We start from the raw sequence: 13899 nt of genomic DNA, 5'->3' as shown, positions 1-13899 counted from the left end.
GTGTTACTCCTTCATATCTGCACCGGCCGTGTCAGGTACCGATGTCAGTTCCCCCGGAGCGGCCGCCCCGGGAAAGTCAGGTCCAGCGATGATGCGGTGAGGACTGCTCGTACTGCTCGTACTGCTCCGTACCGCTCAGTACTGCTCGGTCTCCACGAAACCCGCGTCCGCGTCGTCGTCGGCGCCGAAGGCGTCGGCGGCGGCGGTCGGGTCGAATCCGGGCGGGCTGTCCTTGAGCGCCAGGCCCATGCCGGCCAGCTTCGCCTTGACCTCGTCGATCGACTTCGCACCGAAGTTGCGGATGTCGAGCAGGTCGGCCTCGGAGCGGGCGACCAGCTCACCCACAGAGTGGATGCCCTCGCGCTTGAGGCAGTTGTACGACCGAACGGTGAGCTCAAGCTCCTCGATCGGCAGGGCGAGATCGGCGGCGAGCGCCGCGTCCGTCGGCGACGGGCCCATGTCGATGCCCTCGGCGTCGATGTTGAGCTCGCGCGCCAGACCGAACAGCTCGACCAGCGTCTTACCTGCGGACGCCATGGCGTCGCGCGGCCGCATGGCCTGCTTGGTCTCGACGTCGACGATCAGCTTGTCGAAGTCGGTGCGCTGCTCGACACGGGTCGCCTCGACCTTGTACGTGACCTTGAGCACCGGCGAGTAGATGGAGTCGACCGGGATCCGGCCGATCTCCTGGCCCACCTGCTTGTTCTGGACGGCGGAGACGTAGCCGCGACCGCGCTCGACGGTCAGCTCCATCTCCAGCTTGCCCTTGCCGTTGAGCGTGGCGAGGACGAGGTCCGGGTTGTGCACCTCGACACCGGCCGGGGGCGCGATGTCGGCGGCGGTGACCAGGCCGGGACCCTGCTTGCGCAGGTACATCACGACCGGCTCGTCGTGCTCCGAGGAGACGACGAGCTGCTTGATGTTGAGGATGAGGTCGGTCACGTCCTCCTTGACGCCCGGCACGGTGGTGAACTCGTGCAGGACCCCGTCGATCCGGATGCTGGTGACAGCGGCACCGGGGATCGAGGAGAGGAGCGTACGGCGGAGGGAGTTACCGAGCGTGTAGCCGAAACCCGGCTCCAGCGGCTCGATGACGAACCGGGAGCGGTATTCGTCGACGACCTCTTCGGTCAGCGACGGACGCTGAGCGATAAGCATGCGTGATTCCTTCTTTTGGGGACGCCCGCTATTTGACGTCCTTCAGTACTGCTCAAACTCACCGTGCAGCCAAAACCCACTGCACAGTCTCAAGGGTACGGGCGGCACGGCCCTTACGAGCCGTACCGCCCGGACACTCGGAGCGTGCGAGACAACCTGGCCTCAGACGCGGCGGCGCTTGGGCGGACGGCAGCCGTTGTGCGGGGTGGGGGTGACGTCCTGGATCGAACCCACCTCGAGGCCGGTGGCCTGGAGGGAGCGGATCGCGGTCTCACGGCCGGAGCCGGGACCCTTGACGAAGACGTCGACCTTGCGCATGCCGTGCTCCTGCGCGCGACGGGCGGCCGACTCGGCGGCCATCTGCGCGGCGAAGGGGGTGGACTTGCGCGAGCCCTTGAAGCCGACGTGGCCGGCGGAGGCCCAGGAGATCACGTTGCCCGAGGGGTCGGTGATCGAGACGATGGTGTTGTTGAACGTGCTCTTGATGTGGGCGTGCCCGTGAGCGACGTTCTTCTTTTCCTTGCGGCGCACCTTCTTGGCTGCGCCCTGACGGCCCTTCGGAGGCATGTCTTTACTCCTGCGTGGAGGTGGTCGGTCCTACAGCGAAGACCGCTGATAAGCGTCCGGCTGAGGACTACTTCTTGCCCGGCTTCTTCTTGCCGGCAATGGCGCGACGCGGACCCTTGCGGGTACGGGCGTTCGTGCTGGTGCGCTGACCGTGCACCGGCAGGCCACGACGGTGCCGAAGACCCTGGTAGCAGCCGATCTCCACCTTGCGGCGGATGTCGGCGGCGACCTCACGGCGGAGGTCACCCTCGGTCTTGAGGTTGGCGTCGACGTACTCGCGGATCTTGACGAGGTCTTCCTCGGCAAGGTCGCGGACGCGGACGTCGGGGTTGACTCCCGTGGCGGCGAGCGTCTCCTTGGACCGGGTGCGCCCGATACCGAAGACGTACGTGAGGGCGACCTCGACGCGCTTTTCGCGCGGGAGGTCAACGCCTGCGAGGCGTGCCATTCATGGCTCCTGATGATGTCGGAGGTCTTCCGCAGTGTCGGTCCCGGTGTCCGCGGCGGCTTCACAGCGACTGCGGTCGGGTCTCCGGCCCCCGCCGGAGGTGTCGGCATTCGCACACCAGGTGTGCTCGATGTCGGACACTGCGTGATTACGATTGCTCGCGTCGCGCGAAGTACTGCGGTAAGGCAGGGGGGTCGTACGTCAGCCCTGGCGCTGCTTGTGGCGCAGGTTGTCGCAGATGACCATGACCCGGCCGTGACGGCGGATCACCTTGCACTTGTCGCAGATCTTCTTGACGCTCGGCTTGACCTTCATGGGATTGAGGTTCTCCGGGTCAGTGCCAACGCCCAAGAACGGGCGGCGGCAAGATCTACTTGTATCGGTAGACGATCCGGCCACGCGTCAGGTCGTACGGAGACAGCTCCACCACGACCCGGTCATCGGGAAGGATCCGGATGTAGTGCATCCGCATCTTGCCGCTGATGTGCGCGAGGACCTTGTGACCGTTCTGGAGCTCCACCCTGAACATGGCATTCGGGAGGGACTCGATCACGGTGCCCTCAATTTCGATGGCACCTTGCTTCTTGGCCACGCTTCGCCCTTCGAATCGGCTACCTTGATCGACTCCGGCCACTCGGCGTCCTCATGCGTTGCTGCATGCGGACGCACGGATACACCAGAGCCGACGCGTCAGTCTACGACAGCCCTCTCGAAAACACGAATCCGAGAAGTTTGCCCACTACCAGAGATTTTTAAGCAACGAGCACATCAGGCCAGCGGATCGGGCGCCGCCGTCACGCCCAGCTCGGCCAGTTTCGCCTTGCCGCCGTCGGGGGCCGTCAGGACCAGCGGGCCCTCCTCGGTCAGCGCGATCGAGTGCTCCCAGTGCGAGGACCAGGTGCCGTCGGTCGTGATGACCGTCCACTCGTCCGCCAGCACCTCGGTGTGCGGGGTGCCGAGCGAGACCATCGGCTCGATCGCGAGGCAGAAGCCGGGGACCAGCTTGGGGCCCTTGCCGCGCTTGCGGGAGACATAGTTCAGCAGGTGCGGGTCCATGTGCATCTCGGTGCCGATGCCGTGGCCGCCGTAGTCCTCGACGATCCCGTACTTGCCGCCGCCGGGCCGCGGCTGGCGGCGGATGTACGTCTCGATCGCGCGCGACACGTCGACCAGCCGGGCGCCGGCCCGCATCGCGGCGATGCCCGCCCACATCGACTCCTCGGTCACCCGGGACAGCTCGACCAGCTCGGGCGCGTGGCCCTCGCCGACGAACGCGGTGAAGGCGGCGTCGCCGTGCCAGCCGTCCACGATCGCGCCGGCGTCGATGGAGATGATGTCGCCGTCCTTCAGGACGGTCTTGTCGTCCGGGATGCCGTGCACCACGACCTCGTTCACGGACGTGCAGATCGTCGCGGGGAAGCCGCCGTACCCGAGGAAGTTCGGCTTCGCGCCATGATCGGCGAGCACCTTGCGGGCGACCAGGTCGAGATCCCTCGTGGTGGCACCGGGAACCGCGGCCTCCGCCGTGGCCGCGTGCACTGCGGCGACGACCAGGCCCGCCTCGCGCATCTTCGCGATCTGCTCGGGGGTCTTGATCTGCACCATGGTTGTGCGCCTTCCACCTGACTCGGGACGATCCGTACGCCGACGATCCGTGCGCCGACGATCCGTACTCAACAGTACGGCCGCGGGGTCCGGGGACACCGCGGCCGTAACGTCACTCTGAACTGCACACACCCGCCGGAGGCGCTACGCGGCCTCGACGTCGCGCCGGAGCGCCTCCATCGCGCGGTCGGTCACCTCGGTGACCTTGCCGAGCGCGGAGATCGTGATCACGAGGCCCTGGGACCTGTAGTGGTCGATGATCGGCTCGGTCTGCGTGTGGTAGACCTCAAGACGGGTCCGGACGGTCTCCTCGGAGTCGTCGTCCCGCTGGTACAGCTCGCCGCCGCACTCGTCGCACACACCCTCCCGCTTCGGGGGGCTGTACGTGACGTGGAAGACGTGCGAGCTGTCGTTGCGGCAGACCCGCCGGCCGGCGATCCGCTTCACGACCTCGTCCTCGGGGACCTCCAGGTCGAGCACCGCGTCCAGCTTCACACCGTCCGCGGCGAGCGCCGCGTCCAGTGCCTTCGCCTGCGACACGTTGCGCGGGAAGCCGTCCAGCAGGAAGCCGTTGACGGCGTCCGGCTGCTTCATCCGGTCCTGCGCCATGGCGATCGTGATCTCGTCGGGGACCAGCTTGCCCTCGTCCATGAACGACTTCGCCTGTTTGCCCAGGTCCGTGCCTTGACTGATGTTGGCACGGAAGAGGTCGCCCGTGGAGATGTGCGGAATCGAGAGGTTCTTGGCAAGGTACGCGGCCTGCGTTCCCTTGCCGGCACCGGGCGGTCCGACGAGGACGATTCGCATCAGCGGAGGAACCCTTCGTAATTGCGCTGCTGAAGCTGGCTCTCGATTTGCTTCACGGTCTCCAGACCCACACCCACGATGATCAGGATGCTTGTCCCGCCGAACGGGAAGTTCTGGTTCGCGCCGCCGTATCCCGCCAACGCCAGTGTCGGCACAAGAGCGATCAGTCCCAGGTACAGCGAGCCTGGCCAAGTGATCCTGTTGAGCACGTAGCTCAGGTACTCGGCGGTGGGCCGGCCCGCCCGGATACCCGGGATGAAGCCACCATACTTCTTCATGTTGTCAGCGACTTCTTCAGGGTTGAACGAGATCGCCACGTAGAAGAAGGCGAAGAACACGATCAACAGGAAGTACGTGACGATGTAGTACGGGTGGTCGCCCTTGACGAAGTGGCCCTCGATCCAGGTCTTCCAGCCCGACTGCGAGTTGGAGAACTGCGCCACCAGCGCCGGGATGTAGAGCAGCGACGAGGCGAAGATGACGGGGATCACACCCGCCTGGTTGACCTTGAGCGGGATGTAGGTCGACGTACCGCCGTACGACCTGCGGCCGATCATGCGCTTCGCGTACTGCACGGGGATGCGGCGCTGCGCCTGTTCGACGAAGACCACGAGCCCGACCATCACGAAGCCGATGAGGATGACCGTCCCGAACTCGATCCAGCCCTTGGCCAGGTGACCGCTCTGCTTGATGGCCCAGAGCGAACCGGGGAAGCCGGCGGCGATCGAGATGAACATGAGGATCGACATGCCGTTGCCGATGCCCTTGTCGGTGATCAGCTCACCGAGCCACATGACGGCGCAGGTACCGGCGGTCATGGTGACCACCATCACGACGGTGGTGAAGATCGACTGGTCGGGGACGATCTCCGAAGCGACCGGACAGCCGCTGAAGAGCGCTCCGCTGCGGGCGGTGGCGACGAGGCCGGTGCCCTGCAGGATGGCGAGGGCCACGGTCAGATAACGCGTGTACTGCGTGATCTTCGTCTGACCTGACGAGCCCTCCTTCTTGAGGGCTTCCAGCCTGGGGATGACCACGGTCAGAAGCTGGAGAATGATGCTCGCTGTGATGTACGGCATGATGCCGAGTGCGAAGATCGTGATCTGCAGCAGTGCCCCGCCGCTGAACATGTTCACCAGACCGAACAGGCTGTTGTTGCCCTTCTGGGCCGCGTCGACACACGTCTGGACATTCGTGTAGCTGACACCGGGGACGGGGATGTGCGCCCCGAGCCGGTACACCACGATCATGCCGAGTGTGAAGAGCAGCTTCTTGCGCAGGTCGGGCGTCCTGAACGCCCGGGCGAACGCGGTGAGCACGGTGCCTCCTGCGACCCCCGCGCTACTGCGTCAGAGGTGACGGTATTGAGGATCGACGGATACGGTCCGAGAGCGAACCCTCGGTGTGATGCAGCGGCAATGCAACGCCACCATACCGGCGGCAGTGCGTCAGGTGGAACGGCCAACCAACGACCAACCGGGGATGCCCCCTTAGTAGAGGCATCCCCGGCTGGTTGAATCAATCCACCGACGTGTCCGAAAAGTCTCAGACCAGCTCGGTGACGGTGCCGCCGGCGGCGGCAATCTTCTCCTTGGCGGAGCCGGAGACGGCGTCAACCGAAACCTGCAGCGCCACGGAGATCTCGCCCTGGCCCAGGACCTTGACGAGGCTGTTCTTGCGAACCGCGCCCTTGGTGATCAGATCGGCCACCGTGACCTCGCCGCCCTCGGGGTAGAGAGCGCCGAGCTTGTCCAGGTTGACGACCTGGTACTCGGTACGGAACGGGTTCTTGAAGCCCTTGAGCTTCGGCAGACGCATGTGGAGGGGCATCTGCCCGCCCTCGAAGCGCGCCGGAACCTGGTAACGGGCCTTGGTGCCCTTGGTACCACGACCCGCGGTCTTACCCTTGGACGCCTCACCACGACCCACACGGGTCTTGGCGGTCTTGGCGCCCGGGGCAGGCCGGAGGTTGTGGACCTTCAGCGGGTTGTTCTCCGCCATGTCAGTCGACCTCCTCGACCGTGACGAGGTGCCGCACGGTGTTCGCCATGCCGCGGAACTCGGGACGGTCCTCCTTGACAACCACGTCGTTCAGGCGCTTGAGCCCGAGCGAACGCAGGGTGTCGCGGTGGTTCTGCTTGCTGCCGATGTACGACTTCGTCTGCGTGATCTTGAGGCGAGCCATTACGCACCCGCTCCCGCACGCGCACGGAGCAGAGCCGCGGGGGCGACGTCCTCAAGGGGCAGACCGCGGCGGGCCGCGATCTCCTCGGGACGCTGCAGGCCCTGGAGGGCCGCCACGGTCGCGTGCACGATGTTGATGGGGTTCGAGGAACCGAGCGACTTCGACAGGATGTCGTGGACGCCGGCGCACTCGAGCACGGCACGCACCGGACCACCGGCGATAACGCCGGTACCGGGGGAAGCAGGCTTCAGCAGGACGACGCCCGCGGCCTTCTCACCCTGGATCGGGTGCGGGATGGTGCCCTGGATACGGGGGACCTTGAAGAAGTGCTTCTTGGCCTCCTCAACACCCTTGGCGATGGCGGCCGGCACCTCCTTGGCCTTGCCGTAACCGACACCCACGGTGCCGTCACCGTCACCCACCACGACGAGCGCGGTGAAGCTGAAGCGACGACCACCCTTGACAACCTTGGCGACGCGGTTGATCGCGACGACGCGCTCAACGTACGCGGTCTTCTCGGCGGCAGACGCGCCGCCGTCACGGCCCTTCCGGTCCCGCCGCTCGCCGCCACCGGCACCGCTTCCGCGGCGCTGGGGTCCAGGCATTTGTTTACCTCTCTCTGTTACGTCCGCTTTGCGTAGGAACCGGGGCTCAGAACTTCAGCCCGGCTTCGCGGGCGGCGTCAGCCAGAGCGGCAATCCGCCCGGCGTACTGGTTGCCACCACGGTCGAAGACGACAGCCTCGATACCGGCGGCCTTGGCGCGCTCGGCGACCAGGGCCCCGACCTGCTTCGCCTGGGCGCTCTTGTCGCCCTCGGTGCCGCGGATCGAAGTGTCCAGTGTCGACGCCGAAGCGAGCGTGTGGCCCGCGATGTCGTCCACGACCTGAGCCACCATGTGGCGGTTGGAACGCGTCACGACGAGGCGGGGGCGCTCCTGCGTGCCCGACACCCTCTTGCGGACGCGAATGTGACGGCGCTTGATGGCAGCGGCCTTGTAGGCCTTGCCCTTGGCGATCTTCACACCGTATGCCATGGCTTACTTACCAGCCTTTCCGACCTTGCGGCGGATGACCTCGCCCGCGTACCTGACACCCTTGGCCTTGTACGGGTCAGGCTTCCGCAGCTTGCGGATTTTGGCGGCGACCTCGCCGACCTTCTGCTTGTCGATGCCCTCGACGGAGAACTTCGTCGGGTTCTCGACCTTGAAGGTGATGCCCTCAGGGGCCTCGATGAGGATCGGGTGGCTGTAGCCAAGCGCGAACTCCAGGTTGGAGCCCTTCGCCTGGACACGGTAACCAACGCCACTGATTTCGAGCGCCTTGACGTATCCCGTGGTCACGCCGGTGATCATGTTCGCCACCAGCGTGCGAGACAGGCCGTGGAGGGCCTTGTTCTGACGCTCGTCGTTGGGGCGCAGCACCGAGATGATGCCGTCATCGCCCTTGGTGACCTCGATCGGTGCCGCAACAGTGTGCGTGAGGGAACCCTTGGGGCCCTTCACAGCGACCGTACGGCCATCGATGGTGACGTCCACACCGGCGGGAACCTGGATGGGGAGCTTGCCGATTCGCGACATGAGCTTTTCCTCCTCCGTTCCCGACTACCAGACGTAGGCGAGGACTTCCCCACCTACGCCCTTCTTGCTGGCCTGCTGGCCGGTCAGGAGACCGTGGGACGTGGAGATGATCGCCACGCCCAGGCCGCCGAGCACCTTCGGCAGACTCGTGGACTTCGCGTACACACGCAGACCGGGCTTGGAGATGCGCTTGATGCCGGCGATCGAACGTTCACGGTTCGGGCCGAACTTCAGCTCCAGGACGAGGTTCTTGCCGACTTCGGCGTCCTCGACCTTCCAGCCGGTGATGAAGCCCTCCTGCTGGAGGATCTCCGCGATGTGCGACTTGATCTTGCTGTGCGGCATCACGACGTCGTCGTGGTATGCCGAGTTCGCGTTACGCAGACGCGTGAGCATGTCTGCGATGGGATCAGTCATGGTCATGTATTGGCCTTCGGCCTCTCTCGCCGGGGTTTCCTGTATGCGCCATCCCTCTCCCCGATCAGAGCCGGGACGGGTGCGGTGCGGGGACCTACGGCGTAGTAAGTCGTTTGGGACGGCGGGCGCCCAACCCCACTAGCCTACGGCATTTGGGGGTGGGCTCCCGCCAACCAATTACTTACCGAGAGCTTCGGGGAATCCCAGGAAAGGGATTACCAGGAGCTCTTGGTCACGCCCGGCAGCTCGCCGCGGTGGGCCATCTCACGAAGGCACACACGGCAGAGGCCGAACTTGCGGTAGACGGAGTGGGGCCGGCCGCAGCGCTGGCAGCGGGTGTAACCGCGCACGCCGAACTTCGGCTTACGGGCGGCCTTAGCGATCAGAGCCTTCTTCGCCACGGTCAGTTCTCCTTGAACGGGAAGCCGAGGTGACGAAGGAGGGCACGACCCTCGTCGTCGTTGGTCGCCGTGGTGACCACGGTGATGTCCATGCCCCGGACCCGGTCGATCTTGTCCTGGTCGATCTCGTGGAACATGACCTGCTCCGTGAGACCGAAGGTGTAGTTGCCACGGCCGTCGAACTGCTTCGGCGACAGACCGCGGAAGTCACGGATACGCGGAAGCGCGAGCGACAGCGTACGGTCCAGGAACTCCCACATGCGGTCACCACGGAGTGTGACGTGGCAGCCGATCGGCTGACCCTCGCGCAGCTTGAACTGCGCGATGGACTTCCGGGCCTTGGTGACGGCCGGCTTCTGGCCGGTGATCGTGGTGAGGTCGCGGATGGCGCCCTCGATCAGCTTGGAGTCGCGGGCGGCGTCGCCCACACCCATGTTGACCACGATCTTCACAAGACCGGGGACCTGCATGACGTTCTCGTACTTGAACTGGTCACGCAGCTTGCCGGCGATCTCTTCGCGGTAGCGCGTCTTCAGACGCGGCGAAGTGGTGGTGGTCGTCATCAGATGTCCTCACCGGTCCGCTTGGCAACGCGGATCTTGTTGCCCTCGTCGTCAAAGCGGTAGCCGACGCGCGTGACGACCTTCTTGCCGTCCTTCTCCACAACGAGCTGAACGTTGCTGATGTGGATGGGGGCCTCGGTGGTGACAATGCCGCCGGTCTGCGAACCGCGGGCCGTCTGACCGGCCTTGGTGTGCTTCTTGACCCGGTTGACACCCTCGACGAGGACGCGGTCGCGCGTGGGGTAGGCCACGATGACCTTGCCCTGCTTGCCCTTGTCCTTACCGGTGATGACCTGGACCAGGTCGCCCTTCTTGATCTTCATGCTTACAGCACCTCCGGCGCGAGCGAGATGATCTTCATGAACTTCTTCTCGCGCAGCTCACGGCCGACCGGGCCGAAGATACGGGTGCCGCGAGGGTCGCCGTCGTTCTTCAGAATGACGGCGGCGTTCTCGTCGAAGCGGATGTACGAACCGTCCGGACGGCGGCGCTCCTTCACGGTGCGAACGATGACCGCCTTGACGACGTCACCCTTCTTCACGTTGCCACCGGGGATCGCGTCCTTGACGGTGGCGACGATGACGTCACCGACGCCCGCGTAGCGGCGACCCGAGCCACCGAGAACACGGATGCAAAGGATCTCCTTGGCACCAGTGTTGTCGGCGACACGCAGTCGCGACTCCTGCTGGATCACGTCTATCTCCTGATCGTCTGCCGGTTCCCGGCGAGGTCCGTGAGTCGACTCACGCAGCTCGACTTGCGGACCTCGCCGAGCCTGGCGGAACTGCTCCGGGGGAATGCCCCCGGAGGGATTACTGCCTGGGGACTACTTGGCCTTCTCGAGGATCTCGACGATGCGCCAGCGCTTCGTGGCGGACAGCGGCCGGGTCTCCATCAGGAGGACGCGGTCGCCGATGCCGGCGGCGTTCTGCTCGTCGTGGGCCTTGAGCTTGTTCGTACGGCGGATGACCTTGCCGTACAGGGCGTGCTTCACGCGGTCCTCGACAGCGACGACGACGGTCTTGTCCATCTTGTCGCTGACGACAAGGCCCTCACGGGTCTTGCGGTCGCCGCGTGCGGCCGTGTTGTTGTCGGTCACGTTGCTCTCAGTCATCAGGCGCTCTCCACCGTCTCGATGCCCAGCTCGCGCTCACGCATCAGGGTGTAGATCCGCGCGATGTCCTTACGGACGGCCTTAAGCCGACCATGGTTCTCGAGCTGTCCCGTCGCCGCCTGGAAGCGGAGGTTGAACAGCTCTTCCTTGGCCTCGCGGAGCTTGCCAACAAGCTCCTCGCTGCCCAGCTCGCGCAGCTCGGATGCCTGGGTACCGGCCGCCATCACGACTCACCTGCCTCGCGCCGAACAATCCGGCACTTCATCGGAAGCTTGTGAGCAGCGCGGGTAAGCGCCTCACGCGCAATCTTCTCGTTCGGGTAGGACAGTTCGAACATCACCCGACCGGGCTTGACGTTCGCGATCCACCACTCGGGCGAACCCTTACCGGAACCCATGCGGGTCTCGGCGGGCTTCTTCGTGATGGGACGGTCCGGGTAGATGTTGATCCAGACCTTGCCGCCACGCTTGATGTGGCGGGTCATCGCGATACGAGCGGCCTCGATCTGACGGTTCGTCACGTACGCCGGGGTCAGCGCCTGGATGCCGTACTCGCCGAACGAAACCGCCGTACCACCCTTGGACTTGCCACTGCGGCTGGGGTGGTGCTGCTTACGGTGCTTGACCCTACGGGGGATCAGCATGTCGGTCAGGCCTCCGATCCGCCGGTAGAAGTGGGCGTCGCCTCCGCGGCGGGAGCTGCTGCCGCTGCCTCGGCCTTGGGGGCCTCGGTCGCGGGAGCGCCCTGCGGCTTGCGGCCACCGCGGCCGCCACGCTCGCCACCGCGGCCACCGCGGCCGGCCGGACGGTCGTTGCCGCCGCCACGTGCCGGACGGTTGCCCGCGCGCGCCGCGGCGTTCTCGGCGCGCACCTCGGCGATGTTCTTGACGTCGCCCTTGTAGATCCAGACCTTCACGCCGATGCGGCCGAAGGTCGTCTTGGCCTCGAAGAAGCCGTAGTCCACGTTCGCGCGGAGCGTGTGCAGGGGCACCCGGCCCTCGCGGTAGAACTCCGAGCGGGACATCTCGGCGCCGCCGAGGCGGCCACCGCACTGGATCTTGATGCCCTTGGCGCCGGCCTTCATCGTCGACTGCATGCTCTTACGCATGGCGCGACGGAAGGAGACACGCGAGGAGAGCTGCTCGGCGACGGCCTGGGCCACCAACTGAGCGTCCACCTCGGGGTTCTTGACCTCAAGGATGTTGAGCTGCACCTGCTTGCCGGTCAGCTTCTCCAGCTCGCCGCGGATACGGTCGGCCTCGGCGCCGCGGCGGCCGATGACGATGCCCGGACGCGCGGTGTGGATGTCGACGCGGACGCGGTCGCGGGTGCGCTCGATCTCGACCTTCGAGATGCCGGCCCGCTCCATGCCCTTCGTCATCATGCGACGAATGGCGACGTCCTCTTTGACGTAGTCCTTGTACAGCTTGTCGGCGTACCAGCGGGACTTGAAGTCCGTGGTGATGCCGAGCCGGAACCCATGCGGGTTAACCTTCTGGCCCATTACCGGGTTCCTTCCTTGCTGCTGAGGACCACGGTGATGTGGCTGGTCCGCTTACGGATCCGGTAGGCACGCCCCTGGGCGCGCGGCCGGAACCGCTTGAGGGTCGGACCCTCGTCCACGTACGCCTCGCTGATGACCAGCGTGTTGGCGTCGGAGTGGTCGTAGTTGTGCGCGGCGTTGGCAATGGCGCTGTCAAGCACCTTGCCTACCGGCACGCTCGCGGCCTGCGGGGCGAAACGCAGGACCGCCTGAGCCTCCGTGGCGTCCATGCCACGGATGAGGTCCACCACGCGGCGGGCCTTCATGGGCGTGACGCGGATGTACCGCGCCTGGGCCCTGGCTTCCATGGTTGTCCCTTCGGTGTGAGTCATAGTCGGTTCCACCCCGCGTTAGCGGCGCTTCGACTTCCGGTCGTCCTTGACGTGGCCGCGGAAGGTGCGAGTCGGCGAGAACTCGCCGAGCTTGTGGCCGACCATCGACTCGGTGATGAACACCGGGACATGGATCTTGCCGTTGTGCACCGCGATCGTGTGGCCCAGCATGTCCGGGACGATCATCGAGCGACGGGACCAGGTCTTGATGACGTTCTTGGAGCCCGCTTCGTTCTGGACAGCCACCTTCTTGATGAGGTGGTCGTCGACGAAGGGCCCCTTCTTGAGACTGCGCGGCATCTAAACCCGCTCCTAGCGCTTCTTGTTCGTCTTGCGGCGGCGGACGATGTACTTGCTGCTCGCCTTCTTGGGAGAGCGAGTACGACCTTCCTTCTGACCCCACGGGGAGACCGGGTGGCGACCACCGGAGGTCTTGCCCTCACCACCACCGTGCGGGTGGTCGACCGGGTTCATGGCGACACCGCGGACGGACGGGCGGACGCCCTTCCAGCGCATACGGCCGGCCTTGCCCCAGTTGATGTTCGACTGCTCGGCGTTGCCGACCTCACCGATCGTGGCGCGGCAGCGGACGTCGACCATGCGAACTTCACCGGACGGCATACGAAGGGTGGCCATGGAGCCCTCCTTCGCCAGCAACTGGACCGAAGCACCCGCGGAACGGGAGATCTTCGCACCGCCGCCGGGACGCATCTCGATGGCGTGGATCGTCGTACCCACCGGGATGTTGCGCAGGGGAAGGTTGTTGCCCGGCTTGATGTCGGCGCCTGCGCCGTTCTCAACCCGGTCGCCCTGGCTCAGCTTGGCCGGGGCGATGATGTAGCGCTTCTCGCCGTCCGCGTAGTGCAGCAGCGCGATCCGCGCGGTGCGGTTCGGGTCGTACTCGATGTGCGCGACCTTGGCCGGCACGCCGTCCTTGTCGTGACGACGGAAGTCGATCACGCGGTAGGCGCGCTTGTGGCCGCCACCTTGGTGGCGCATGGTCACACGACCGGCGTTGTTACGGCCGCCCTTGCTGTGCAGAGGGCGGACCAGCGACTTCTCCGGCGTGGACCGCGTTACCTCGACAAAGTCGGCGACGCTGGAGCCACGACGGCCCGGCGTCGTCGGCTTGTACTTGCGGATACCCATTTCTCAGTCCTCGGAAGATCTCGGACTTCTGAA

At 65.7% G+C, this 13899-nt stretch carries 25 protein-coding genes; all 25 read right to left on the bottom strand.

Features of this window, described 5'->3' with window-relative positions; all coding sequences use genetic code 11:
* Positions 1-135: 135 nt before the first annotated feature.
* The 25 genes from ACZ63I_RS31615 to rplB all read right to left on the bottom strand — a co-directional run bounded on the left by ACZ63I_RS31615 (position 136) and on the right by rplB (position 13866).
* Positions 136-1158, bottom strand: a complete 1023-nt coding sequence (locus ACZ63I_RS31615) for a DNA-directed RNA polymerase subunit alpha (protein WP_003956430.1) — start codon at positions 1156-1158, stop codon at positions 136-138.
* A gap of 162 nt (positions 1159-1320) precedes the next feature.
* Positions 1321-1725 carry a 30S ribosomal protein S11 gene (gene rpsK, locus ACZ63I_RS31610; RefSeq protein WP_003956432.1) on the bottom strand — a complete coding sequence of 135 codons (405 nt, stop codon included), beginning with the start codon at positions 1723-1725 and terminating at the stop codon, positions 1321-1323.
* Between the two features lie 67 nt (positions 1726-1792).
* Positions 1793-2173 carry a 30S ribosomal protein S13 gene (gene rpsM, locus ACZ63I_RS31605; RefSeq protein ID WP_469342704.1) on the bottom strand — a complete coding sequence of 127 codons (381 nt, stop codon included), beginning with the start codon at positions 2171-2173 and terminating at the stop codon, positions 1793-1795.
* A gap of 201 nt (positions 2174-2374) precedes the next feature.
* Positions 2375-2488: a 50S ribosomal protein L36 gene (gene rpmJ / locus ACZ63I_RS31600; protein WP_003956441.1), complete on the bottom strand. Its 114-nt coding sequence runs from the start codon at positions 2486-2488 to the stop codon at positions 2375-2377.
* 55 nt (positions 2489-2543) lie between these two features.
* Positions 2544-2765, bottom strand: a complete 222-nt coding sequence (infA, locus tag ACZ63I_RS31595) for a translation initiation factor IF-1 (protein ID WP_014047798.1) — start codon at positions 2763-2765, stop codon at positions 2544-2546.
* A gap of 176 nt (positions 2766-2941) precedes the next feature.
* Positions 2942-3778, bottom strand: coding sequence for a type I methionyl aminopeptidase (gene map / locus ACZ63I_RS31590; RefSeq protein ID WP_469342701.1), 837 nt, complete (start codon positions 3776-3778; stop codon positions 2942-2944).
* Between the two features lie 144 nt (positions 3779-3922).
* A complete protein-coding gene (locus ACZ63I_RS31585) occupies positions 3923-4585 on the bottom strand; it encodes an adenylate kinase (protein WP_469342700.1) in 663 nt (220 codons plus the stop codon).
* Positions 4585-5904, bottom strand: coding sequence for a preprotein translocase subunit SecY (gene secY, locus ACZ63I_RS31580; RefSeq protein WP_469342699.1), 1320 nt, complete (start codon positions 5902-5904; stop codon positions 4585-4587). Before secY ends, ACZ63I_RS31585 begins: the two co-directional genes overlap by 1 nt.
* Positions 5905-6130: 226 nt before the next feature.
* Positions 6131-6586: a 50S ribosomal protein L15 gene (gene rplO / locus ACZ63I_RS31575; RefSeq protein ID WP_041985696.1), complete on the bottom strand. Its 456-nt coding sequence runs from the start codon at positions 6584-6586 to the stop codon at positions 6131-6133.
* 1 nt (position 6587) lies between these two features.
* Positions 6588-6770, bottom strand: coding sequence for a 50S ribosomal protein L30 (gene rpmD / locus ACZ63I_RS31570; RefSeq protein ID WP_041985698.1), 183 nt, complete (start codon positions 6768-6770; stop codon positions 6588-6590).
* Positions 6770-7375, bottom strand: a complete 606-nt coding sequence (gene rpsE, locus ACZ63I_RS31565) for a 30S ribosomal protein S5 (protein WP_041985700.1) — start codon at positions 7373-7375, stop codon at positions 6770-6772. The genes rpmD and rpsE overlap by 1 nt, the downstream gene beginning before the upstream one ends.
* 46 nt (positions 7376-7421) lie before the next feature.
* Positions 7422-7805 (bottom strand): 50S ribosomal protein L18, encoded by a 384-nt coding sequence (gene rplR, locus ACZ63I_RS31560; protein ID WP_041985701.1) that lies wholly within the window; start codon positions 7803-7805, stop codon positions 7422-7424.
* 3 nt (positions 7806-7808) lie between these two features.
* A complete protein-coding gene (gene rplF, locus ACZ63I_RS31555) occupies positions 7809-8348 on the bottom strand; it encodes a 50S ribosomal protein L6 (RefSeq protein ID WP_041985705.1) in 540 nt (179 codons plus the stop codon).
* Between the two features lie 24 nt (positions 8349-8372).
* Complete coding sequence (rpsH, locus tag ACZ63I_RS31550; RefSeq protein ID WP_041985707.1) at positions 8373-8771, bottom strand: 30S ribosomal protein S8; 399 nt, start codon at positions 8769-8771, stop codon at positions 8373-8375.
* 209 nt (positions 8772-8980) lie between these two features.
* Positions 8981-9166 (bottom strand): type Z 30S ribosomal protein S14, encoded by a 186-nt coding sequence (locus ACZ63I_RS31545; protein ID WP_003948630.1) that lies wholly within the window; start codon positions 9164-9166, stop codon positions 8981-8983.
* 2 nt (positions 9167-9168) lie between these two features.
* Positions 9169-9729 (bottom strand): 50S ribosomal protein L5, encoded by a 561-nt coding sequence (rplE, locus tag ACZ63I_RS31540; RefSeq protein WP_041985714.1) that lies wholly within the window; start codon positions 9727-9729, stop codon positions 9169-9171.
* Positions 9729-10052 carry a 50S ribosomal protein L24 gene (gene rplX / locus ACZ63I_RS31535; protein ID WP_469342696.1) on the bottom strand — a complete coding sequence of 108 codons (324 nt, stop codon included), beginning with the start codon at positions 10050-10052 and terminating at the stop codon, positions 9729-9731. Before rplX ends, rplE begins: the two co-directional genes overlap by 1 nt.
* Before the next feature lie 2 nt (positions 10053-10054).
* Entirely contained in the window at positions 10055-10423 is a 369-nt protein-coding gene (gene rplN, locus ACZ63I_RS31530; RefSeq protein ID WP_041985720.1) for a 50S ribosomal protein L14, read from the bottom strand.
* 132 nt (positions 10424-10555) lie between these two features.
* The gene (gene rpsQ / locus ACZ63I_RS31525) at positions 10556-10843 is read right to left on the bottom strand and encodes a 30S ribosomal protein S17 (RefSeq protein WP_041985724.1); all 288 of its coding nucleotides are present in this window, start codon (positions 10841-10843) and stop codon (positions 10556-10558) included.
* Positions 10843-11067, bottom strand: a complete 225-nt coding sequence (gene rpmC / locus ACZ63I_RS31520) for a 50S ribosomal protein L29 (RefSeq protein ID WP_041985727.1) — start codon at positions 11065-11067, stop codon at positions 10843-10845. The genes rpsQ and rpmC overlap by 1 nt, the downstream gene beginning before the upstream one ends.
* Positions 11067-11486 carry a 50S ribosomal protein L16 gene (gene rplP / locus ACZ63I_RS31515; protein WP_041985730.1) on the bottom strand — a complete coding sequence of 140 codons (420 nt, stop codon included), beginning with the start codon at positions 11484-11486 and terminating at the stop codon, positions 11067-11069. Before rplP ends, rpmC begins: the two co-directional genes overlap by 1 nt.
* Before the next feature lie 5 nt (positions 11487-11491).
* On the bottom strand, positions 11492-12346 hold the full coding sequence (gene rpsC, locus ACZ63I_RS31510; RefSeq protein ID WP_469342695.1) for a 30S ribosomal protein S3: 855 nt from the start codon (positions 12344-12346) through the stop codon (positions 11492-11494).
* Positions 12346-12693, bottom strand: coding sequence for a 50S ribosomal protein L22 (gene rplV, locus ACZ63I_RS31505; protein WP_041985736.1), 348 nt, complete (start codon positions 12691-12693; stop codon positions 12346-12348). Before rplV ends, rpsC begins: the two co-directional genes overlap by 1 nt.
* Before the next feature lie 42 nt (positions 12694-12735).
* On the bottom strand, positions 12736-13017 hold the full coding sequence (gene rpsS, locus ACZ63I_RS31500) for a 30S ribosomal protein S19 (protein ID WP_041985739.1): 282 nt from the start codon (positions 13015-13017) through the stop codon (positions 12736-12738).
* Positions 13018-13029: 12 nt separating this feature from the next.
* Positions 13030-13866, bottom strand: coding sequence for a 50S ribosomal protein L2 (rplB, locus tag ACZ63I_RS31495; protein ID WP_041985742.1), 837 nt, complete (start codon positions 13864-13866; stop codon positions 13030-13032).
* Positions 13867-13899 lie beyond the last annotated feature (33 nt).

The sequence above is a fragment of the Streptomyces sp. NPDC087906 genome (genome assembly GCF_055584925.1).
The sequence above is the reverse complement of the archived record's forward strand: the minus strand, read 5'-3'. Positions and strand labels throughout refer to the sequence as shown.

Bases quoted from the DNA above. Each gene is read 5' to 3' on its own strand.
- ACZ63I_RS31615 (WP_003956430.1), bottom strand. From the start codon at position 1,158: ATGCTTATCGCTCAGCGTCCGTCGCTGACCGAAGAGGTCGTCGACGAA.
- rpsK (WP_003956432.1), bottom strand. From the start codon at position 1,725: ATGCCTCCGAAGGGCCGTCAGGGCGCAGCCAAGAAGGTGCGCCGCAAG.
- rpsM (WP_469342704.1), bottom strand. From the start codon at position 2,173: ATGGCACGCCTCGCAGGCGTTGACCTCCCGCGCGAAAAGCGCGTCGAG.
- rpmJ (WP_003956441.1), bottom strand. From the start codon at position 2,488: ATGAAGGTCAAGCCGAGCGTCAAGAAGATCTGCGACAAGTGCAAGGTG.
- map (WP_469342701.1), bottom strand. From the start codon at position 3,778: ATGGTGCAGATCAAGACCCCCGAGCAGATCGCGAAGATGCGCGAGGCG.
- ACZ63I_RS31585 (WP_469342700.1), bottom strand. From the start codon at position 4,585: ATGCGAATCGTCCTCGTCGGACCGCCCGGTGCCGGCAAGGGAACGCAG.
- rplO (WP_041985696.1), bottom strand. From the start codon at position 6,586: ATGGCGGAGAACAACCCGCTGAAGGTCCACAACCTCCGGCCTGCCCCG.
- rpmD (WP_041985698.1), bottom strand. From the start codon at position 6,770: ATGGCTCGCCTCAAGATCACGCAGACGAAGTCGTACATCGGCAGCAAG.
- rpsE (WP_041985700.1), bottom strand. From the start codon at position 7,375: ATGCCTGGACCCCAGCGCCGCGGAAGCGGTGCCGGTGGCGGCGAGCGG.
- rplR (WP_041985701.1), bottom strand. From the start codon at position 7,805: ATGGCATACGGTGTGAAGATCGCCAAGGGCAAGGCCTACAAGGCCGCT.
- rplF (WP_041985705.1), bottom strand. From the start codon at position 8,348: ATGTCGCGAATCGGCAAGCTCCCCATCCAGGTTCCCGCCGGTGTGGAC.
- rpsH (WP_041985707.1), bottom strand. From the start codon at position 8,771: ATGACCATGACTGATCCCATCGCAGACATGCTCACGCGTCTGCGTAAC.
- rplE (WP_041985714.1), bottom strand. From the start codon at position 9,729: ATGACGACCACCACCACTTCGCCGCGTCTGAAGACGCGCTACCGCGAA.
- rplX (WP_469342696.1), bottom strand. From the start codon at position 10,052: ATGAAGATCAAGAAGGGCGACCTGGTCCAGGTCATCACCGGTAAGGAC.
- rpsQ (WP_041985724.1), bottom strand. From the start codon at position 10,843: ATGACTGAGAGCAACGTGACCGACAACAACACGGCCGCACGCGGCGAC.
- rpmC (WP_041985727.1), bottom strand. From the start codon at position 11,067: ATGGCGGCCGGTACCCAGGCATCCGAGCTGCGCGAGCTGGGCAGCGAG.
- rplP (WP_041985730.1), bottom strand. From the start codon at position 11,486: ATGCTGATCCCCCGTAGGGTCAAGCACCGTAAGCAGCACCACCCCAGC.
- rpsC (WP_469342695.1), bottom strand. From the start codon at position 12,346: ATGGGCCAGAAGGTTAACCCGCATGGGTTCCGGCTCGGCATCACCACG.
- rplV (WP_041985736.1), bottom strand. From the start codon at position 12,693: ATGGAAGCCAGGGCCCAGGCGCGGTACATCCGCGTCACGCCCATGAAG.
- rpsS (WP_041985739.1), bottom strand. From the start codon at position 13,017: ATGCCGCGCAGTCTCAAGAAGGGGCCCTTCGTCGACGACCACCTCATC.
- rplB (WP_041985742.1), bottom strand. From the start codon at position 13,866: ATGGGTATCCGCAAGTACAAGCCGACGACGCCGGGCCGTCGTGGCTCC.